Here is a 21,848-nt window from a genome sequence, read left to right as displayed (position 1 = left end):
TTCGATCTTCGCTACGGTCATCTTCTTCTAATCTTCTCTCCCGCCATCATATTTTTTTATTGGCTACGAAAAAATCCCGCACAGCCTGCAATAATTCTTCTTTAGGCATCGTTTTTAAAAGATAACCGTTGGGCTTAAGCCCTACGACCTTCATCACACTCTCCTTATCCCCCTTGCCTGTAAGGAACATTACCGGAGTGCTCTGAGTCGTTGCTTCGGTCCGCATCATCTCCAGAACCAGCGGCCCTGATGTAATCGGCATCTCATAATCGAGCAGAATAAGGTCGGGATTATTGCTTGCAAGATATGTGATTGCCTGCATTCCGGAATTAACAATTGTTACCTTGTATTCCTCATCAAGCCAGGTTTTTACAAGCTTTAAAAAAGTAGGATCATCATCCACCAGAAGAATGCTTTTCCTTCTTGAAAGCTCATCATTTAAAAGGCAAAGCTCCCTCATACGCTGAGCCACTGTTTTTATATCAAGCGGCCTCTCAAATTTCTCGGCGATCATATCTGCAGGAATACTTTTCGTGACAATGTCATACTCGGAAGCATCTCCTATCATGCACAGTATCTTTTCATTTTCAAGGCATATATCCCTCAAATAGATAAGAGCATCGGTAATTTCGTCAACATATGGTCCCAGATAAAACAGAAAAACATTCGGTTCATTTCTGTACTTGCCAAGCTCATTGACTTTTGGTGAAGTCTTTATTATCTGAAGTCCTGCTTCGGTAAGATTCTTACAGATTGCATCTACCATAAATGTCGAATCTCTACTTAATAGAAGAATTTTATTGTCCATCGTTTCCTCCTTCCTCAAGCAGATTCCTCATCCTGTCCCAATCAGCATCGGAAATTGCCTTTTTCATGAGTTTAAAGAACTCTCGATGTTCCGCAGGAACCTTGTACCCATTTATGGTTTCCATTACATAATTTATGCTGTCATAGTCAAAGCTTTGAACCAGCTCCCTAAGCGTATTTTTCGCATCTGAAATACCCTTCTCATCCATCAAAGTAAGATTGTCATCCTCTTCTTCCTCACTTTCAGGTACAGACAAGATTCTTTCCCATATGGTCTTGAATACCGCAAGGAGTCTTGGTGTTTCTTTATTTATAAAGTCAATGTCGTTTTCATCTCCGGCTTTTTCCAGCTTCTCTGCAAGCTCAGCCAGATTGTTAATTCCAACAATCCTTGATGAACTCTTAAGAGAATGAACTTTAATTGTAAAGTTTTTAATGTCACCCTTTTCGAATGCTTCCTTTATTGCATTATAATTGTCTTCAAGTCCGTTTCTGTAAGTCATTGCCGCAGTCACATATGCTTCCTGTGAACCGCAGTTTTTAATACCTTGCTCAAGCACAGGAAGGGGAGCATTTTTAATCCATGAAGGAAGAGCATCAAAATCAATCTCCGCCTGATCATCCGCACCTACTTCCGTGCGCTCTATCTTCACCTTTTCAGATGGCAGGAACTTAGTCATCATGTTCTCAAGCTCTTCCGCCATTATAGGCTTTGTAAGGTACTCATCAAAGCCGATCTGAATGTAAGTCTCCCTTGCTCCGGAAACTGCATTTGCAGTAAGGCAGATTACAGGAACCTCTCTGTTCTTATTATCCTCATCAGCCTTTAGCCTCTGCAGCGTCTCTACACCGTCCATATCCGGCATTCTATGATCAAGGAAGATTATGTCATACCTGTTTTCTCTGGTCAGTTCAAGGCACTCGAATCCACTCTCTGCGCGGTCAATCATAACCTTTGTTGTTTTAAGAAGTCCTTCAAACACATCGAGATTTATCGGCGTATCGTCAACTACCAAAACTCTCGCATCAGGAGCTACAAATCTCTCATGATATTTTATCTGCTCTATCAGAGCCTTTTTGTAGGTCTCCATGTAATCACCGATAGGTTCGCTTTTTTTCACTCCCTGAACGATATCAAATGAAAATTCAGAGCCCATTCCGTATTCGCTTTTCACCTTGAGCTCGCTTCCCATAAGCTCAAGAAGCTTTTTCGTAATATTCAGCCCCAGTCCTGTTCCTTCTATTGTCCTGTTTCTCTCTTCATCAACTCTGCGAAAAGCTTCAGTCAGATTGCCAAGATCTTCCTCCTTTATTCCAATCCCACTATCCTTTATGGTAAAAGTAAGAACCGCCTTGCCATCACCTATCATTTCATGCTTAATATTCAGATCGACGTAACCATTCTCTGTGTATTTAACTGCATTTGACAAAAGATTCGTAGCAACCTGCTTTATTCTGATCTCATCACCGCAGAGAACACTTGGAATCTGATTATCCACATCCACAATAAGATCCAGTCCTTTTTCCTGCGCCTTGGGTTTTACCATATGAACCAGATCATTTATCAGTGATGAAAAATCATAATCTACTGAAATAATATCCATTTTCCCCGATTCTATCTTGGAAAAATCCAGGATATCGTTTATCAGTCCAAGGAGCGTGCTCCCTGCTGACTTAATATTCTGCGCATACTCTAAAATCCGCGGGTCTTCACACTCTCTCAGTATCATTTCATCCATGCCCAAAACCGCATTTATAGGAGTCCTGATCTCATGGGACATATTGGATAAAAACGCTGACTTTGCATCATTGGCAGATTCAGCTTTTTTTACTGTTTCATTCAGTTCATCAGTAAGTGCCCGCAAAAAATGGGAAAGTCTGCTGGCCAGCGGAATAATGTCATTCTTATACTTAGGCTCCAGTTTCTTAATTGCCACGGAATATGACCTTTCAATGTTTATTCCCTCTCTCATTCCGACCGCAATAAGCGCACTGTTAAGCAGACCGCCTCTTCCTCCATATCTGTAGATCTCTCCGAGTCCAAGGCAGTACATAGGTGTGGCATTTAGCGCCTCAGTGTAACAATCGACTTCAAAATGATAATCATCCTTGAGGAAATTAAGACGGTTGCCACAGATAATCAGATTTATATACTGTGCTCCAAAGGTTTTCATTCTTGCAGCCGCATTCTTTGTTTTAGCCAATATCTCTTTTGCGTCTCCAAAGGAAAATCTTACCTTTTCTCCTTCAAGAATATCCCCTTCGATATAGACCTCTCCTTTTTTATTACAGGAAGAAGGCGTACGTCCTATCAGAAGTCCGTCTCTTTCTATTATCAGCGGGAATTCACCTATATTTGCAATAAATGCTCTATCATGCTTAACGCCCAGATATTTTTCATAGATATGCACAGGGCTATCACCATCAAGGGATGTCACACATATGGATCCATTAACGGTTTCATTTTCAGTCGTTATATCCATATAGCGTCCGACAGGTTCCCATCCAAACAGATATTCAACGTATACATGCAGATCCTTGCCGCAAAATACAGCAAAAGCCAGGCCTCTCCCAAAGCTTTCCCCTGCAATCGCAAAGGTATCGTGCTTAGATAGAAAATCCTTTTCAACATTACGCATATCAAGCATGTTTGAACTAGCGGCAGCGCCATAAATAGGTATATCCTCTAATCCGATCGAGAACTCCTTCAAAAATGCAGAAGAGGGCGCACTGCGTCCTGCTACAAACATCTCGATTCCTTTTGCATTATCTATAGTTCGTATTTCTTCTCTTATGTAACGTGCATAATCGATGGCTTCATTCAAAAGTTCAAAATCACTTTTAGAAGATTCAAAAAACCTGCTGAAAACCTTCACTCCACCATGCTGCATAAGTGTGAAGGAAATCACAGCTCCCTTGGGATCATTATACAAAGCAAGAAGAGATACTATTGATGCCATTCCCACTATTTCCAGTTTGGGGAATGATTTCTTAAGGAGTCCCAGTATCTCAGAAAGTTCATCCTTAGGTATGTTTCCTACATATATCTCGATCAATCCGCTTACATAGTCACATGAAGAAAACTCCTCTTCCAAAGCGGGAAGCTGACCTCTAAGTTCATCAATATTCCTTATGATCACGTTTTTTTGCTTCATATGAGCACCCGTTTTCTTATTGCCAATGTCGTACTATTATCTGATCCGGTATTATCAAAACATTTTAGAAAAAATGGGATAAGGTCATCCCACCTTATCCCTTACAATATCAAATGACAACGACAAACTAGCGTCACTGGCTTAATTGGCCAATTCCGCCGTTACTTTCAGTGGCTTCCTCTTCTGCTTTGGTTCTTGCTACCATGGCTTCCATCTCAGGTCTTGCAATATCGAAGCAAGCCAGCATCTTTGTTGAGAAGATTCCACTTTCACCGTTTTTGATCATTTCGTAGGCCTTGCTGGGTGCAAATGCCGATTTATATACACGGTCGCTGACAAGGGCATCGTATACGTCTGCAAGGGAGGTAAGCTGTGCTGCTATTGATATCTCCTCTCCCTTAAGGCCGTCAGGATAGCCTTTGCCATCGTACTTTTCATGATGATGTCTGCAAATGTCGTAGCTGACTTCCAGATATTCCTTATCCTGAAGGTCTGCAAGCATCTTAACGATCTCACATCCTCTTGTGGTGTGGGATTTCATGATGTCGAATTCATCGGGTGTAAGACGTCCCGGCTTTAACAGGATAGCGTCAGGTACAGTAATTTTTCCGATATCATGCATTGCGCTGGCATTGGTGATTACCTCAATCTTGTGAGGTGTAAGCCCGAATTCCGGATAGTTCCTCATAGCTACATTGGCAAGAATCTGAACAAAGCCCTTGATTCTCTTCAGATGATAGCCTGATTCAAGATTACGGAACTCGACAATCGTGCAGATGGTATCGATGATTCTGCTGTTCATCTCTCTCAATCGCTCTTCCTGCTTTTTAAGAACCAGGAACTGCTTTTTAAGAACCTTGGTCTGATCACTTACCTTCTGCTCGAGATCCTGTCTGCTCATATTGAGCTCGATGGCTCTCTTTACACGATGCTTTACTATAACTGAATCAAAGGGCTTGTGAATTACATCACTGGCGCCGTTTTCATAACACTTTCTCTCTGTCTCGGCTGAACTGTCTGCAGTGATCATAAGAACCGGAATCTTGTCCGGGATCCTGTGCTTGAAAAGCTCTTCAAGGAGTCTGAAACCGTCCATTTCAGGCATAACAATATCAAGGAGAATGGCCGCAATCTCATCCTTTTTCTGGGCAATTAGCGCCAGAGCCTTGCGGCCGTTCTCAGCTTCCAAAATGGCATAGTCAGTCTTGAAAATCTCGCTTAGAATGCCTCTATTTATTTCGGTATCATCTACTATTAGAATACTCTTGTCAGCCACCTTTAACTCCTTGCGACTATTTTCTCGCCATCAAACATTGCCAATTCAATGCCTTTTGTTGCAAAAGTGATTCCTCTTGGACTCTCCAGAGTCTCATGAACTCTTAGCATCCTGTTTCCGATCTTTACGCTCGTTCCTATGAACACCAGCCTTGAAACAATTACCTTGGCATCCTTAACCGATTCCATCTCGGCCTCAATGGTCTTTTTCCTGATGTTCAGTTTTTCGAGCTCTGCTTCTTTTATAGCTGACTCTGCATTGACTTTAATCTTTAACTGAAGCGCCTGCTTATTGGTATTATCGTTAAACTGGGCCAGTTTTCCGCGTTGCTGCTCGTATACCTTTAATTCCTGATATATTCTGCTGACGTTACGAAGAAGACTCTGGTACTCGTAGTCAAGCTCCTCGGTGATACCGGTTCTTACAACGGTATCCTTTACACTCTTACTTCCAAGAACAGCTGTCTCCACGCCGCGAAGTGAAGTAACAACTCCTCCGCTTATCAGTCCCTTTTCGCCCAGCATCAGAACCTTTCCATCAGCCGAAACATTGCAGTTCATGCAATCGTTTGAAATAAGGTCGCCCTTACATTTCACATTGGTGGTATCAAGGTGCGCTGCTGCCACCAGACCACCGGCTGAAATTGAGGATCTGTCGTTTACGTTACCGACGACGCTCTTTCTGACAACCACCCGGCCGCCTGCGTGAATATCCGCACAGGATACGCTGCCATCCACAACAACATCGCCCTTTGCTTCTATATAAACATTGTCAACATCGCCCTTGACCCAGATGGTTCCATCACAGACGATCTTTTCCTTAACGTTTATAAGAGAATCATATATCTTTGCCTTGTCGATCCTGATCTCACCCTTCTGGATGCGCCCCACACCTGCCAGCGAGGACACATAGGTCTTCTTATCGCTAAGAAGCATGAAGCCCTGTCCCTTCAGAATCGGCTTTCCCTTACCGGCCTTTGCCTTAAGGAGCTTACCGGTAACATCGAATCCATCCTCTCCGGCCGTAGCGGGATGATAAACAGCCAGCTTATCACCGAGCTTAACCTCATCGAACACCTTAACCTTTGAAAAATCGGCACTTTCACCGCTTCCCATATCCGGAAGGATCTCTTCACTTAGTTTTATTAAAAATTCGTAATAAGCATCTTCTCCGTTAACAGGGAGCTTACCCTGCGCCACAAGGGTTTTCTTGCCGTACTTCTTACTCTCTATCATCTCCTCGATGGCTTTTCTGCTGACGCCTCTTCTTACTCTCGCGTTATATAAAAGCTTTATGACCTTTTCAAGTGTATAGGTCGTGCCCTTGACTCCAAGAGGAAGCGTGAAATAGCACTGCATACGATCTTCAGTGATATCTATAAGTCGTCCCTCTTCCGTCTGCAGGAACTGAAGCGCCTTAACTTCTTCATCGGCAGGCTTCTGGAGCTCTTCCTCCAGCTGTCCTGAAAACAGCTTACTGAGGTTACTGGGAAGAGTTTTTCCATCCTCAAGCCATTTACGCATTATGCGCATCTCCTGAGCCGGATGCACCATACTTTTATATAGGTTTATATCGACGTTATTCTCGATGCCTTTTCTGATCTCGCGCATCTGATCCGCGCGGTAAAGCGACTTGGCATAGGGCGTAACATCTATCTGATGCTCAAGACCGAGCCTCAGCTCACGCATCTGCTTCCAGCTGTAAGCCTCATCCGCATAAACCGAGACATCCAGGTTCTGCTCCAAGCCCTTTCGCACCTCATTCATGCACTCTCCACGCATGCCAAAAAGGAAATAACGGTTTATATCCTCTATTCCCGCCTGCTTTGCTATTCGAATCTGCTCGAGCTGTTCAGCATCAAAGTTTTTATCTATGTATTCCTTTATGTCTATCTTTTCCTTGAAGGCTATATGAATCTGTTCAAGGGTAGACGCATCTTTTCTTCTAATAAGCTTATCGTCAAGTTCCAGCCCATCCTCAAGACTTTCCCTGACAACTCTCATCTTCATGTAGGGCATATCTACACTGGCATACTGTGAGATATCTGTTCCGTGCTCCAGACCGATCCTGATCTCCTGCATCTGCAGCCAGTTGTATTTAGGATCCTGGTAGAAAATAACCGGCACTCCGGATTTTAGCCCCAGCCTGATCTGCCTCATCTGATCTGAAAAGTATTCAGGTCTCGCATACTCAGATACATCAAGATTCTCAGCGAGCCCTTCTCTTATCTCTGCCAGCTGCATTATATCGAAACCGGCTTCGCGATAAGCGGACATATCTATTCCGCTCTGGAGCTCAAGCCTGATTTCTTCCATCTCATTCCAGGGGACATCGGGTTTTGCATACAAATCCACGGACACGCCAGTGGAGAGCCCCTTTCTGATTTCCGCAAGCTGATAGATGTTGAAATGCTGCTCCTTATACTTATCAGCATCTCCGCCCTGCTTTCTAATCAACAGAAGCTCGTTTGCAATTAAATCCGGCTGATATAAACTTTTATCCTCATCGTTCGCGATAACAGCCATCCCCAGCATCCCTCATAGAAAAAATTGTATCTCAAATTTATTCTAACATCTGAAAAAATAACCCTCAATTGAAATTGAACGAATTTATGAAGATTTTATACTAATTATCCGTTTTGTTTAAGCGTGCTTGCATTGTATCAAAAAGCTTACCGATGCTAACATCGTATGGAGCTCTGAGCACACCATATTCTGTTACGATTCCGGTGATAAGTTCGTTATCCGTCACATCAAAGGCAGGATTATAAACCTTCACCCCCTCAGGAGCCATTCGCTCCTTATACCACATCTCGGTAACCTCCTCGGACTTTCTCTGCTCGATCTTAATATCGTCTCCGGTCTTGGTATTGATATCTATTGTGGAAGTCGGTGCACATACATAAAAAGGAATGTTATAGCGCTTGGCAACAGTAGCCACAACGCTGGTTCCGATCTTATTGGCAGCATCTCCGTTAGCAGCAACTCTGTCACAGCCCACAAAGATTGCGTCTATAGCGCCGCTTTTCATAAGAGAAGCGGACATATTATCGCACAGGACTGTAGTATCAATTCCGGCTGAATGAAGCTCGTATGCAGTAAGTCTTGCACCCTGAAGGAGCGGTCTTGTCTCATCGCAGAACACCTTTATCTTGTAGCCCTTTTCATGAGCAAGATACATGGGGGCTGTCGCTGTTCCGTACTTGCAGGTCGCAAGCTGTCCGGCATTGCAGTGTGTCAAAAGTCCATAGCCGTCCTTTATAAGAGTAAGTCCGTTTTCACCAATTCTTCTGCAGACATCGATATCCTCTGCCTTTATACGCTCTGATTCCTCGCGCATTGCTGTAATAAGAGCATCGCGGTCATAATCTCCCAGCTCCTCTGCAACCTTCACAACGTGTGCTTCCATGCGCTTTAATGCCCATGACAGATTGACTGCTGTGGGTCTTGAGGAATTGAGATAATCGCTCTTTTCCTTAAGCTCCTTCATGAACTCATCATAGGTAGGAGCCTGTGAATGCTTCATCAGTATGTAAAGCCCAAAGCCTGCTGCCACGCCAATAGCCGGTGCTCCGCGAACCTGCAGAAGGTAAATCGCATTCCATATCTCCTCCCCCGTACGAAGCCTTATCATCTCGGTAGTCCCCGGCAGCTTCGTCTGATCTATAATCTCCATCGCATCATCGTCGTCAATAAGTGCGACGGTCTCGTAATCCAATATGCTTTTCATTAACTAAAAGCTCCTCCTAAACATTTTTTCTTTCTGCGAAAAATTTCTGGATATCTGCTATAAGTTTTTCGCGACTTATTGATTTTAACAGATACCCCTCAGGTTTCAAGCTTACGACCTTCATTACGCTTTCCTTATCACTCTTTCCTGTAAGGAAAATGACCGGAATATGCTTCGTTGTGGGATCAGCTCTAAGCATCTCAAGAACCTGCGGTCCACTTGTAATGGGCATTTCATAGTCAAGAAGTATGAGGTCCACATGGGTGGTCGCAAGAAGGCTTATGGCCTGAAGTCCTGATATGGCAATGGAAACCTTGTACTTTTCCTTAAGCCAGTCCCTGACAAGACCCACATAGGTCGCATCATCATCCACCACAAGCACGCTCATTTTAGGCGGATCCTGGAGATTTATCATCTGCTCCTTAACCGTGCCTATGAATTTCTCTACATCAAGAGGTCTTTCAAAGACATCCAGAATCCTGCCAAAGGGCAGCTGATTTCTGGCCACATCGGTATCGTTCTTTTCACCGATCAGGATAATGTAACGGTCATGCTCCGTAAGATGCTCATTCAGATAATGCAAAAATGCACTCTCCAGGCGCTCGGACTGATCAAGGTAGTAGACCATGATAGAAACCCTGTCCAGCTCCCTATTGACCTCATCAATATCCGGATGCACAAAGAAATATCCAATCCTTGCTTCCTCCAGCTTCTTTTCGAGCGCACGGATAACAAAGGTTTCCTTCATCCCAATAAGCATCAATTCGTCATCAAAAAAAGCCATTTTTCATTCCCCATATTCTCATAAGAAATTTATGTTGACAGTTGTTCCTTTATACCATCCCAATTAAGTTCCTTCAGCATTCTCTGCAGCATTTCGAATTTTTCATTTTGCTCCTTACCGCAGTTATAGGCCGACATATCATTCAAAACCATCTCAAAAGAATCATAATCCATCATGGCCGCAAATTCCTTTAGAGCATCGTAGGCTTCCCTGATGGTATCCTCATCACAGGACGGTCTGTCGTCTGTTTCAGCCTTAGCTGATAGTTGTGAGAGCTTTTCCGAAAATCCTCTGTAAAGAGTTAAAAGTGTTGGCGTATCATTTTTGATTTCATCAAGATTTCCGCTTTTTCCTGCTTCTTCCATTTTAGCAGAAATATCAGATAATCTCGATGCTCCGATTACTCTTGCAGAGCTTTTTAGGGCATGAACCTTTATCGTATAAAGCTCATAATCACCCTCATTAAATGCCTTCTCAATCTCCTCTGCCTTTGTATCTATTGTGAAATAGAAGGTATTTAGTGCATCCATGAATTCCTTCTTGCCACCACAGTTCTGAAGTCCTGTTCGCACATCCAGATCGTCCACGGAGAAAAGCCATTCCATCTCTTCTGCACCATTACCATCATCCGCAGCCTCTTCCGGAACGTAATCATTTGGATCAGGAGCCTTTAACAGCTCCGGAGGAATATTATTCTTGAGTGTATCCTCAAGAGCCTTCATATTCACCGGCTTTTCCAGATATCCGTTAAAGCCTAAATCTGTATAAAAGGCTTCTCCGTTGTGAGCAGCATTCGCAGTCAGTGCAAATACAGGAAGCTCATATCCCTCTTCCCTGATCCTCTTAAAGGTTTCCAAGCCGTCCATCTCGGGCATCATGTGATCCAAAAGCACCAGCTCATATTGCTCTTCTGCAAGCCTCTTAAGACACTCTTTTCCGCTGGTCGCAGTATCGATACATAGCTTTGTGGGCTTAAGAAGTCCCTTAAGAACCTGCAGGTTCATCTCATTATCATCGACCACAAGTATCTTCGCCTCAGGAGCTACAAATGCCGGCAGATAAACTGCACTGTCACTATCTCCCGTTTCTGCTTCCGTAAATACTCCTATGGGTTCATCCTTACTGATCTTCTGCACCAGTGAGAAATAGAACTCAGAGCCTTCTCCATAGGTACTCTCGCATTTAAGCTCATTTCCCATAAGCTCTACAAACTGTCTTGAAATATTAAGTCCAAGTCCGGTTCCCTGAATTCCGCTGTTTTTCTTCTCATCAAGACGTTCAAACGGCGCAAACAGCTTTTCCATATCCTCAGGCTTTATTCCCATACCGGTATCAATTACGCTGTAGTCTATGACGCAGGTATCGTTATCCTTTTTAACAAGCTTCATTATCAGCCTGAATGAGCCTTCCTGGGTGTACTTTACAGCGTTAGTAAGAAGGTTCATAAGTACCTGTTTTATCTTTCCGTCATCACCATATAAATAACGTGGGATCTCGGGATCTATCGACGTCTCAAAAAGAAGATCCTTTTCGTTACTTCTTACCCTGATCATTGCTACTATGGTTTTTAACAAGTCATCCAGATCATAATCTCTCTCCACAAGATTCATCTTTCCGGATTCAATTTTTGACATATCAAGAATGTCATTTACAATGGCAAGAAGAGTCTCGGAGGCCCTTTTTATGGTAGTTGTATATCCAACTACAGCCTTGGAATACTCGCGGATAGGAAGGGATCTGTCCTCTCTCAGAATCATCTCACCCATACCTATGATGGTATTTATAGGCGTTCTGATCTCGTGCGACATGTTGGCAACAAATCTTGACTTGGCACTGTTAGCCCTATCTGCCTCCTCTTTGGCTTCCCTGATAAGCTCATACTGTTTACTGATAACTGTGGACCTCAAAACCCACCATACAAACTGAGCCACCAGCAGTGCAACAATGATAGATAGTCCCATCCTTACCAAATTGCGCTCGAAGAAACGTGGATTTTTATATATACGATATTGCTGATCCCGCAGAACAGCATGGGTGTTCTTATCCAAAACCTGAATATGAAGTGTGTAATCACCGTAGGGCAGGTTCGTGTAGTTCAGTGGCGTAACCCCCTCCTGCTCCACTGTCATACCATCATCATTTGCACCTTCCAGGTAGTACTTTATAAGAGGATTACTTAAACAATAATTCAGTATCGAAATTCTGATCTGCACACGCATTGTGCCGGCAGGAATTTCATAAACCCCTTTTTCATTTATCGGAACAGCTGCATCATCAGCCATTATTTTATTTACGTCGATTAAATAATTATCATCAAAAGAATTATAGTTTTTTAGTGATACCTGCCTCACGCCATCTGTACAGCACAATAGCAGCTCATCCTGATTGTAGAGAGCATTCCATGAATTAGAAGTAAGCGAAGTATTAAATCCGCTTGAATAATCAAGAAGCGCTACATTATATTGCTCATTCTCTATCAGATCGTCTGCATTGACCAGATATAAGCCTGCACTTGAACTGATCCATGCAATATTGTCATCTGTAATATGCACATCATAGCAATTGGTATACGGGAATCGATCCAGCTGTTTTATGGTCTTTCTGTCGTCATAGTACATAGAATTACTGGTCACATAGATATAGCCATCTTTATAAGGAACGATGCGGAGTATAACCTGAGTGTGAAGCCCCTCTTTAGAACCTATGTGTCCTATAATTTTCCCGTCTTTAACAAGATATATTCCGTCTCCATCAGAGCCTACAATCACAGTACCATCAGCGTCCTCAACCATTGTAAGGAGCTGCGGTGCATTCAATCCCTCTGCTTTACCAATAGTAGCAACTATTTTGTCGCCTTCTATAAAATTTAGTCCCTTATTACTTGCGGCAAGAACCTGACCATTAGACAGTTCCATACAAAATCTGAATCTGCCACCAAGAGCACCTGTAGCCTCAGTAAAGGAGATCGCATGTCCATCCGGTCCTACCTTCAAAAGACCATCCTTACCATAGGTACAAAGCCATATATTATTTTTGGAATCCATCATCAGATGTCTGATTCTTATGCCATCAAAGTAACTGATATAATCATAATTACGCTGCTCATAGGTATTTGCATCAAGAATGGCCAGACCTGAATCCATTCCTATATACATTTCCCCGTGATCAATAAGAATACAGTTTACAACTGCACTATCAAGTCCCGCCTTCACAAATACATTTAAGAAGGGATTCTTTGAAAACTCTATAATTCCCTGACTATTGGATACAAACCAGATATTTCCCTGATTATCTATGATGCAGCTGGTAAGAGAGCTGTCAAAGCCATTTCTCATAAGCTTTGTCAATTTACCCCTTGAATCAACATATCCAAGCCCATTTTCGGCACAGAAAAACCACCCGTTTCTATTAGGTTCCTGAATAAGCTTATTGAAAAAAACAATACCCGGGGTCTCCACTTTACGCAGTATCTTAAACCTGCCATCCTTATATAAGCATTTTACAAGTATATTATCTGTTGTTCCGGCCACTATAGTATCCGCGCCAGCACCAGCCACCTGTGTATAATATATTCCTGTATCATAATCCTTCTGTTCCAGAGTCAGCTTACCATCCTCTAAAAAGAACAGACTTCCACCATTTGTGCATCCTGCCATGGTAGTCCCACCAACACATGTAAGCGATATAACCGACACCACGCTATCGTATTCTTCGAGTATTTTTGTAGTAAAATCCTCATAGATGATAGTCATATAGGATACAGTTCCAATGTAAATATTTCCCTTTTCGTCCTCGCCAATTGCCCTTATGGAACCAGACCCTACTTCAGTCTCGTAGTCAAAATATTTAACTTCTTTTGTTGTTGAGTCATAGCAGAATAAACCTGTGTCGTTAGTACCTATCCAGAGTCTCCCCTTTGAGTCCACATAAAGGGTCATTACATTACAAATTCTGGAATCTATATTTCCGGGTTCAAACAGGATTCCGTTATATCTATAGAGTCCGGAATATGTACCTATCCATATATATCCATCAGGAGTCTGGGCTATGTCATTTATTTCATTGGAAACCAGGCCATCGGTGGCATCATAGCGAACTGCCTCATATTCTGCGAGATAGTCTACTGTCTCGTCATCTTTCTTTTCATAGCTTCCTGCCTCGATATCATCTCTTATGACCCTGTCAAATATCCTGTATTCAGGCTCTAAACCTTTTATTGCAGCCTTAGTATGAAGCCCGTAAAACGGCACAGTTAACGCAAAAAAAGCCGCAAGAAACAAGACCATCAGGCGTTTAACCTTCGCCTGCAGCTTTTCCTGCGACTTATAACGACTCTTAACTTCAGAGGCTTTCGTTAACATAGCGGAATTACCTCCATATATTTATTCTATTACATATATGGAATATCAATTATTAAAAGACTCTATATTATATAAACATTTAAATAAAAAAAAATGTCGCTTGCGACATTCTCGCGCTGAGCGCGGTTGCTGAAGGCAACATATTCCTATCGCGCGAGTGCGCATCCATAGCGGAGCGCTTTTTATGATATAGGAATTTCGGAGAAATTCCTATATCATAAAAAGACACAGTCCAAAGAAAATCTCTGAACTGTGCCTTATAAGCTTTTATATTAGTTGATTACTTCTCAGCAAGAGCTGCCTCAAGCTTCTTTGTAAGTGCAGGAACGATCTTGTTAAGGTCGCCTACTACACCGTAATCAGCTACGTCGAAGATAGGAGCGTTCTCATCCTTGTTGATAGCGATGATGAGATCTGACTCTTCCATACCAGCAACGTGCTGGATAGCTCCGCTGATACCGATTGCGAAGTAAACCTTAGGACGAACTGTCTTACCAGTCTGACCTACCTGAAGATCCTTCGGCTTCCAGCCTGAATCTACAACTGCACGTGAGCAGGATACTGTTCCATGAAGAACCTTAGCAAGGTCCTCAAGGATCTTGAAGTTCTCAGGGCTTCCAACACCACGGCCACCAGATACAAGGATCTTAGCTTCCTGGATATCCTCAACCTCTGAAACTGCCTTAACGATCTCAAGGATCTTTGTATAGCAAGCGTTCTCCTTGAAGCCAGGGTTGAACTCAACAACCTCAGCCTTAGCGCCCTTTACAGGAGCGATCTTCTGCATAACGCCAGGACGAACTGTTGCCATCTGAGGACGGAAGTCAGGGCAAGCGATAGTAGCGATTGTGTTACCACCGAATGCAGGACGTGTCATAAGGAGCTGCTTATGCTTCTGCTCCTGACCCTCAACTGCGTTAAGCGGGAAATCACCGATATCAAGCTGTGTACAGTCAGCTGTAAGACCTGTGTGAACACGTGAAGATACGCGAGGACCAAGGTCACGGCCGATTGCTGTAGCACCAACAAGAAGGATCTCCGGCTTGAACTCATCGATAACAGATGCAAGTGCATGTGTGTAAGGCTCTGTACGATAATCCTTAAGTTCAGGATCGTCAACAACGATTACACGATCTGCGCCATACTCTGCAAGAGTATCTACAAGATTGCCTACCTTGTCACCAAGAAGGACTGCTGTTACTTTCTTCTCATCAAGATCATTTGCAAGATCTTTTGCTTTGCCCAGAAGCTCCAATGCGATACCTGAGAGCTCATTGTCTACCTGCTGAGCAAATATAAATACACCCTTATATTCTTCTAAAGACATGTTTTGTTCTCCTTTATACTATATTGCTGCTTACGCAGGTTTATTAAATCACGTGCTTCTCTTCGAGCTTGCCGAACAGATAATCAACAGCCTCATCAGCTGAATCAGCAACGATCTTCTCACCAGCGCCCTTCTTAACCTTATCAGAAGCCTTAGCGATCTGAGTAGGTGATCCCTTAAGACCAAGGTTAGAATCCTCAACATCCTTAAGGTCTGCTCTGCCCCAAACGGTTACTTCCTTCTCGAATGCATCGAAGATTCCGCCGGGTGTCATGTATCTGGGCTCGCCGAGCTCTGCAAGAGCTGTGATAAGGCAAGGCATCTTAGCCTCTACCATGTGATAACGATCCTCGAACTGACGCTTAACAACAACAGTCTTAGCCTTCTCGTCAACCTTAATCTCTTCAGCGTAAGAGATTACAGGAAGACCAAGGTGCTCAGAGATCTGAGGACCAACCTGAGCTGTATCACCATCGATAGCCTGACGGCCTGTGATTACGAGATCATACTCAAGGTTTCTGAGTGCACCTGCGATTGTTGAAGATGTTGCCCATGTGTCAGCACCACCAAGTACACGGTCAGTAACAAGAACTGCCTTGTCAGCACCCATTGCCATAGCCTCACGAAGAACTGCCTCAGCCTTGGGAAGACCCATGGTTACAACAGTAACTTCTGCGCCGTATTCATCTTTAAGACGAAGAGCTGCCTCAAGACCTGCCTTGTCATCAGGGTTCATGATTGCAAGCATTGCTCCTCTGTCGAGTGTTCCATCGGGTTTAAACTTAACCCCGCCCTTTGTATCGGGCACCTGCTTTATGCAAACTACAACTTTCATTTTTATTCTCCTTTTTATTCTGTTATTCACAAGGAAGTTCGGCTCTCGTGCTTTGCACTCGACCGAACGAAGTAACTCACTAGATTCGATAAAACCTCATCAAGTGATTTACTTCAATAAAGCACCGGAAATAACCATTCTCTGAACTTCAGATGTACCCTCGTAGATCTCTGTGATCTTAGCATCACGCATCATACGCTCTACTTCGTACTCTCTGATGTAGCCGTAACCACCGTGAAGCTGTACAGCCTTTGTAGTTACATCCATAGCTACCTCTGCAGCGAAAAGCTTAGCCTTAGCAGCTTCGATTCCGTAGTAATCCTTAGTCTTCTTTGCATCAGCTGCCTGATATACAAGAAGTCTAGCTGCCTCACACTGTGTAGCCATGTTAGCAAGCTGGAACTGTGTATTCTGGAAAGCACCGATTGCTCTACCGAACTGCTTTCTCTCCTTAACGTACTCAACTGTACGATCAAGAGCACCCTCAGCGATACCAAGAGCCTGAGCAGCGATACCGATACGTCCACCATCAAGTGTGTGCATAGCGATTGCGAAGCCCTTACCTCTTACACCAAGAAGGTTCTCTGCAGGAATATGGCAATCCTGGAAAATGAGCTCGTATGTGGATGATCCACGGATACCCATCTTGTTTTCCTTTGTACCGAAGGTGAAGCCAGGTGTATCCTTCTCAACGATGAATGCTGAGAACTTCTTCTGCTTTCTGCCCTTCTTATCTTCTACTACATCTGTGTAAGCAAAGATGATGTAAACATCAGCTTCCTTACCGTTTGTGATGAAGCACTTGGAACCATCAAGGATCCACTCTTTACCATCCTCTGAAAGAACAGCCTTTGTCTGAACGCCCTGAGCGTCTGTACCAGCCATGGGCTCTGTAAGACCGAAAGCACCGAGCTTCTCACCCTTTGCAAGGGGAACAAGGTACTTCTGCTTCTGCTCTTCTGTACCGTATGTCATGATAGGATCGCAGCAAAGTGATGTGTGAGCAGATACGATAACTGCTGTTGTACCACAAACCTTTGCAAGCTCCTCTACGCACATAACGTATGTAAGGGGATCACATCCCTGTCCGCCATATTCCTTCGGAATCGGAATACCCATGAAACCGTACTTCTGCATTAACTTAACAGTCTCTGTAGGGAACTTCTCTGTCTCATCCACATCAATTGCGTGCGGCTTTACTTCTTTTTCTGCGAACTCTTTGAAAAGAGATCTCGCCATTTCATGTTGCTGATCTAACTGAAAATCCATGAAAAAATCCTCCTGTGAAATAATTGTTTAAGGAAGTTCGACTCTCGCTTCGCTCGATCGAACAAAGTAGTACACTAGGCGCCAAAGGACGGCGCCAAGTGATTACTTTTATTTTCTATCTGTAGGCACCTTGCCACCATCGCTGTAATCGTAGAAACCGATACCAGTCTTAACACCAAGCTTCTTACCACGAACCATCTTACGAAGAAGAGGGCAAGCACGATACTTGGAATCACCTGTCTCCTTGTAGAGAACGTCCATGATTGCAAGAACGATATCAAGTCCGATGTAGTCACCGAGTTCAAGGGGTCCCATAGGATGGTTGCAGCCAAGCTTCATAGCTGTGTCTACGCCCTGGATATCTGAAACACCTTCTGAATATACGAAGATACCTTCGTTGATCATAGGAACAAGGATACGGTTTACTACGAAACCAGCTGCCTCGTTAACCTGTACGGGAGTCTTTCCAAGATTCTCAGAGATCTTCTTGATCTTCTCAACGTCAGCCTCAGGTGTGTTTGCACCCTGGATAACCTCAACCAGCTTCATAACAGGAGCGGGATTGAAGAAGTGCATACCGATAACCGGCTTAGGAAGTCCTGCACCGATCTCTGTGATTGAAAGAGATGATGTGTTAGATGCAAAAATGCAATCAGGATTCTTTACGATGTTCTCCTCAAGCTCCTTGAAGAGGTTCTTTTTAATATCCATAACCTCAAGAGCTGCCTCTACTACGAGATCAGCATCTGTGCAGATGTCGTTAAGACCTGTCTGGATCTTGCCGATGATAGCATCAGCCTTAGCCTGATCGATCTTTCCCTTTGATACCATCTTGTCGATGCTCTTCTTGATCTTAGCAAAGCCGCCCTCAGCGAACTCTGTCTTAATGTCACAAAGATAAACCTTATCTACTGTGTCTGCCTGTGCAAATGTCTGAGCGATGCCTGCGCCCATTGTACCTGCGCCAATAACTGCTACCTTCATTTTAATTCCTCCTAATGAATAATTTACATAATCAATGATCACCGCATGACTACGCTTCGCTTTCGTCATGCTATTTTCATTCGGAATCCGCACTATCGTGCTTTTTCCTCATAAAAATGCCGGTCTTCAAGGTCTCAAAGTGCATTTTGCAAGCAAAGCACTTTTCGACTTTGAACCCCTTGATCACGCATTTTTAAAATCAACAACCTTAACCTTCTTCGGATCGTCTTTCTTGCGAAGGAAGTTAGCCATACCTTCACGCTGATCCTCTGTCTCGAAGCAATCACCGAAAAGCTTCTCCTCAAGCTCGATAGCCTTATCGATATCAAGCTGAAGTCCGTCGTTGATAGCCTTCTTGCAAGCACGAACTGCGATAGGAGCCTGTGCTGCAATTGTGCCCGCCATCTTCTCAGCTGCAGGAAGGAGTTCTTCCTGTGTATATACTGCATTTACAAGACCGATTCTGTAAGCCTCGTCAGCCTTGATATTGCGAGCTGTATAGATAAGCTGCTTAGCCATGCCTGCACCGATGAGACGAGCAAGTCTCTGTGTGCCGCCGAATCCGGGAGTGATTCCAAGACCAACCTCGGGCTGACCAAACATAGCGTTGTCTGAGCAGATACGAATATCACAGCTCATTGAAATCTCGCAGCCGCCACCAAGAGCAAAGCCGTTAACTGCTGCGATTGTAGGAATCGGGAATGTCTCCAGCTTTCTGAATACATCATTTCCCTTCTTACCAAATGCTTCACCTTCTGCCTTTGTAAGTGTGCTCATCTCTCCGATATCAGCACCTGCTACAAATGACTTCTCGCCTGCACCTGTAAGAACAAGAGCTCTTACTGTGTTCACATCAATGCTGTCAAGAGCAGCGTTAAGGTCATCAAGAACCTGGCTGTTAAGAGCATTGAGTGCCTCAGGACGGTTGATTGTAAGGACTGCAATCTTATCCTTAACTTCAACATTTACAAATCCCATTTTCTTTGCCTCCTTTAATATCTTGCTTAAAAAAGGAAACGGACAAGTCCGTTTCCCTTTTGCATTTAGTTTTAGCGCTCAACGATAGTTGCACAACCCATGCCACCACCGATGCAAAGAGTAGCAAGACCACGCTTCTTGTCAGATCTCTGCATCTCGTGAAGAAGAGTAACAAGAATACGGCATCCTGAAGCTCCTACAGGGTGACCAAGTGCAATAGCACCACCGTTAACATTAAGTTTTGAAAGATCGAATCCAAGATCCTTACCTACTGCTACAGACTGAGCTGCGAAAGCTTCGTTTGCTTCGTAGATATCGATATCTTCGATCTTAAGACCTGTGCGATCAAGAACCTTCTTTGTTGCAGCAACAGGGCCAACACCCATGATAGAAGGATCAACACCGCCAAGAGCACCACATACCCATGTAGCCATAGGTGTGATACCAAGTTCCTTAGCCTTCTCTTCGCTCATAACAACGATAGCTGCTGCACCGTCGTTGATACCTGAAGCGTTACCAGCTGTTGTTACGCCATCAGCGTTGATAGGACGAAGCTTTGCAAGACCTTCCATTGTAGAACCTGCACGAGGGCCTTCGTCTGTATCGAACATAACTGTTTCCTTCTTAACCTTTACAGGAACAGGAACGATCTCGTCCTTGAACTTGCCTGCCTTCTGTGCAGCTTCGCACTTCTGCTGGCTGTTAAGTGCAAACTCATCAAGCTCTTCTCTTGTAAGCTTCCACTGCTCTGCTACGTTATCAGCAGTCTTGATCATGTGGTAATCGTTGAATGCATCCCAAAGAGCATCGTTTACCATACAATCCTTTAATACACCATTATTCATACGATAACCGAAACGAGCCTTATCAAGTGCGAAAGGAGCCATAGACATGTTCTCCATACCACCTGCAACTACGATATCTGCGCTGCCTGAAAGAATCTTCTCTGCAGCCATGTTCACGCAGTTAAGACCTGAACCGCAAACAACATTGATAGTAACTGCGGGTACCTCAACAGGAAGACCTGCCTTGATTGAAGCCTGACGTGCTACGTTCTGACCAAGACCTGCCTGGATAACGCAACCCATAAGAACCTCGTCTACCTGCTCAGGCTTAACGCCTGCTCTGTTAAGTGCTTCCTTGATTACGATTGAACCAAGTTCTGCTGCCGGTGTGTTTGAAAGGGCTCCACCCATCTTACCGATTGCTGTTCTGCAAGCGCCTGCCAATACTACCTTTTGTGCCATAGATGCTACCTCCGTTTCGGGACAACTGTCCGCAATTTTATATTATTTTTTGTTGCTTGTTATTTTTTTGTCACAACGAATATATTATAGCATGTGTGCGATTTTCTATGCAAGGAAAAGCACAGTCAATATATCTATTTTTTGTGATTTTTTTGTGAAGCTGTCATATTTGCACATAAATTAAAAAGTCAATATAAAAAATTCAAATAAATTTTAGAAATATTTTAAGAGTTATCCACATTTTCAAAAATGGGAATGCCTAATTTACGACTTATACACGAAGTTATCCACATTATCCACTTTTATCCACAATAAAATAGATTTTTCCACCACCAAAAGGCAAACATATTTTTTGTACGACTTTCACAAAGATTAAAGATTTCTAAACTAAGGTTGAATAAATTGATTATACACGTAAATAAATGTTATAATTTAAACAATTAAGAATAAGCAAAGTCCTTGATTTTCCAACTGCTTGTTCTTTGGCTATACAATAAAACTGCAAAGGGGATGATTGCATGAAATTCACTATTATTGGTAAGAACATCGATGTAACACCCGGACTGAGAGCCGCTGTGGAGGAAAAGATCGGAAAGTTAGAGAAGTACTTCACTCCGGAGACCAATGTCAACGTAACTTTAACCGCTGACAAGGATCGTCATAAGATCGAGGTTACTATTCCTGTTAAGGGAAAGATAATCAGATCCGAACAGGTCAGCAATGATATGTATGTTTCAATAGATCTGGTGGAGGAGATCATTGAACGCCAGCTGAAAAAATATAAGAGTAAGCTTGTTAACAAACATCAGACTGAGATCAGCAACTTCAAGAAAGAGTACATTGACAACGAAGAGTTTGATGATGAAGAGATCAGGATTGAGAGAGTTAAGAAATTCGATCTTAAGCCCATGTATGTAGAGGACGCTGCAATCCAGATGGAACTTCTTGGACATAACTTCTTCGTATTCATCAATGCTGAGACTGATCAGCCTAACGTAGTTTATAAACGTAAAGGGAACACATACGGCTTGATTGAGCCCGACTAATATGAATAATTCGCCCCGGGATATATATCCCGGGGTTTTCTTTGTTTTTT

The 21,848-nt window shown here is 43.4% G+C and carries 14 protein-coding genes; 1 reads left to right on the top strand and 13 read right to left on the bottom strand.

Features of this window, described 5'->3' with window-relative positions; genetic code table 11:
• Window positions 1-46: 46 nt before the first annotated feature.
• The 13 genes from G601_RS0108810 to G601_RS0108750 form a co-directional block, all read right to left on the bottom strand.
• On the bottom strand, window positions 47-808 hold the full coding sequence (locus G601_RS0108810) for a response regulator (RefSeq protein ID WP_026491225.1): 762 nt from the start codon (window positions 806-808) through the stop codon (window positions 47-49).
• A complete protein-coding gene (locus G601_RS24925; protein WP_051205696.1) occupies window positions 798-3,962 on the bottom strand; it encodes a response regulator in 3,165 nt (1,054 codons plus the stop codon). Before G601_RS24925 ends, G601_RS0108810 begins: the two co-directional genes overlap by 11 nt.
• A gap of 133 nt (window positions 3,963-4,095) precedes the next feature.
• On the bottom strand, window positions 4,096-5,238 hold the full coding sequence (locus tag G601_RS22600; RefSeq protein ID WP_035790527.1) for an HD domain-containing phosphohydrolase: 1,143 nt from the start codon (window positions 5,236-5,238) through the stop codon (window positions 4,096-4,098).
• Between the two features lie 2 nt (window positions 5,239-5,240).
• Window positions 5,241-7,763, bottom strand: coding sequence for a DUF342 domain-containing protein (locus G601_RS0108795; protein ID WP_026491227.1), 2,523 nt, complete (start codon window positions 7,761-7,763; stop codon window positions 5,241-5,243).
• A gap of 100 nt (window positions 7,764-7,863) precedes the next feature.
• Window positions 7,864-8,967, bottom strand: coding sequence for an S-methyl-5-thioribose-1-phosphate isomerase (gene mtnA / locus G601_RS22595; protein ID WP_035790525.1), 1,104 nt, complete (start codon window positions 8,965-8,967; stop codon window positions 7,864-7,866).
• Window positions 8,968-8,983: 16 nt separating this feature from the next.
• Window positions 8,984-9,751: a response regulator gene (locus tag G601_RS0108785; protein WP_026491229.1), complete on the bottom strand. Its 768-nt coding sequence runs from the start codon at window positions 9,749-9,751 to the stop codon at window positions 8,984-8,986.
• A 29-nt stretch (window positions 9,752-9,780) separates the two neighbouring features.
• On the bottom strand, window positions 9,781-14,112 hold the full coding sequence (locus G601_RS24920) for a hybrid sensor histidine kinase/response regulator (RefSeq protein ID WP_051205695.1): 4,332 nt from the start codon (window positions 14,110-14,112) through the stop codon (window positions 9,781-9,783).
• Window positions 14,113-14,392: 280 nt separating this feature from the next.
• Window positions 14,393-15,439: an electron transfer flavoprotein subunit alpha/FixB family protein gene (locus tag G601_RS0108775; protein ID WP_026665111.1), complete on the bottom strand. Its 1,047-nt coding sequence runs from the start codon at window positions 15,437-15,439 to the stop codon at window positions 14,393-14,395.
• Between the two features lie 43 nt (window positions 15,440-15,482).
• On the bottom strand, window positions 15,483-16,274 hold the full coding sequence (locus G601_RS0108770) for an electron transfer flavoprotein subunit beta/FixA family protein (protein WP_022762769.1): 792 nt from the start codon (window positions 16,272-16,274) through the stop codon (window positions 15,483-15,485).
• Window positions 16,275-16,382: 108 nt separating this feature from the next.
• Window positions 16,383-17,543 (bottom strand): acyl-CoA dehydrogenase, encoded by a 1,161-nt coding sequence (locus G601_RS0108765; protein ID WP_026665110.1) that lies wholly within the window; start codon window positions 17,541-17,543, stop codon window positions 16,383-16,385.
• A gap of 108 nt (window positions 17,544-17,651) precedes the next feature.
• Window positions 17,652-18,527: a 3-hydroxyacyl-CoA dehydrogenase family protein gene (locus tag G601_RS0108760; protein WP_026665109.1), complete on the bottom strand. Its 876-nt coding sequence runs from the start codon at window positions 18,525-18,527 to the stop codon at window positions 17,652-17,654.
• 183 nt (window positions 18,528-18,710) lie between these two features.
• Window positions 18,711-19,505, bottom strand: coding sequence for an enoyl-CoA hydratase-related protein (locus G601_RS0108755; protein WP_026491233.1), 795 nt, complete (start codon window positions 19,503-19,505; stop codon window positions 18,711-18,713).
• A gap of 71 nt (window positions 19,506-19,576) precedes the next feature.
• Entirely contained in the window at window positions 19,577-20,752 is a 1,176-nt protein-coding gene (locus G601_RS0108750) for an acetyl-CoA C-acetyltransferase (RefSeq protein WP_026665108.1), read from the bottom strand.
• A 518-nt stretch (window positions 20,753-21,270) separates the two neighbouring features.
• On the opposite strand from G601_RS0108750, the gene hpf reads away from it, so the two are divergent.
• Window positions 21,271-21,798: a ribosome hibernation-promoting factor, HPF/YfiA family gene (hpf, locus tag G601_RS0108745; protein ID WP_026491235.1), complete on the top strand. Its 528-nt coding sequence runs from the start codon at window positions 21,271-21,273 to the stop codon at window positions 21,796-21,798.
• Window positions 21,799-21,848 lie beyond the last annotated feature (50 nt).

The organism is Butyrivibrio sp. FC2001 (assembly GCF_000424125.1).
Lineage (GTDB): Bacteria > Bacillota > Clostridia > Lachnospirales > Lachnospiraceae > Butyrivibrio.
This window is presented reverse-complemented; position numbering and strand designations above follow the sequence as displayed.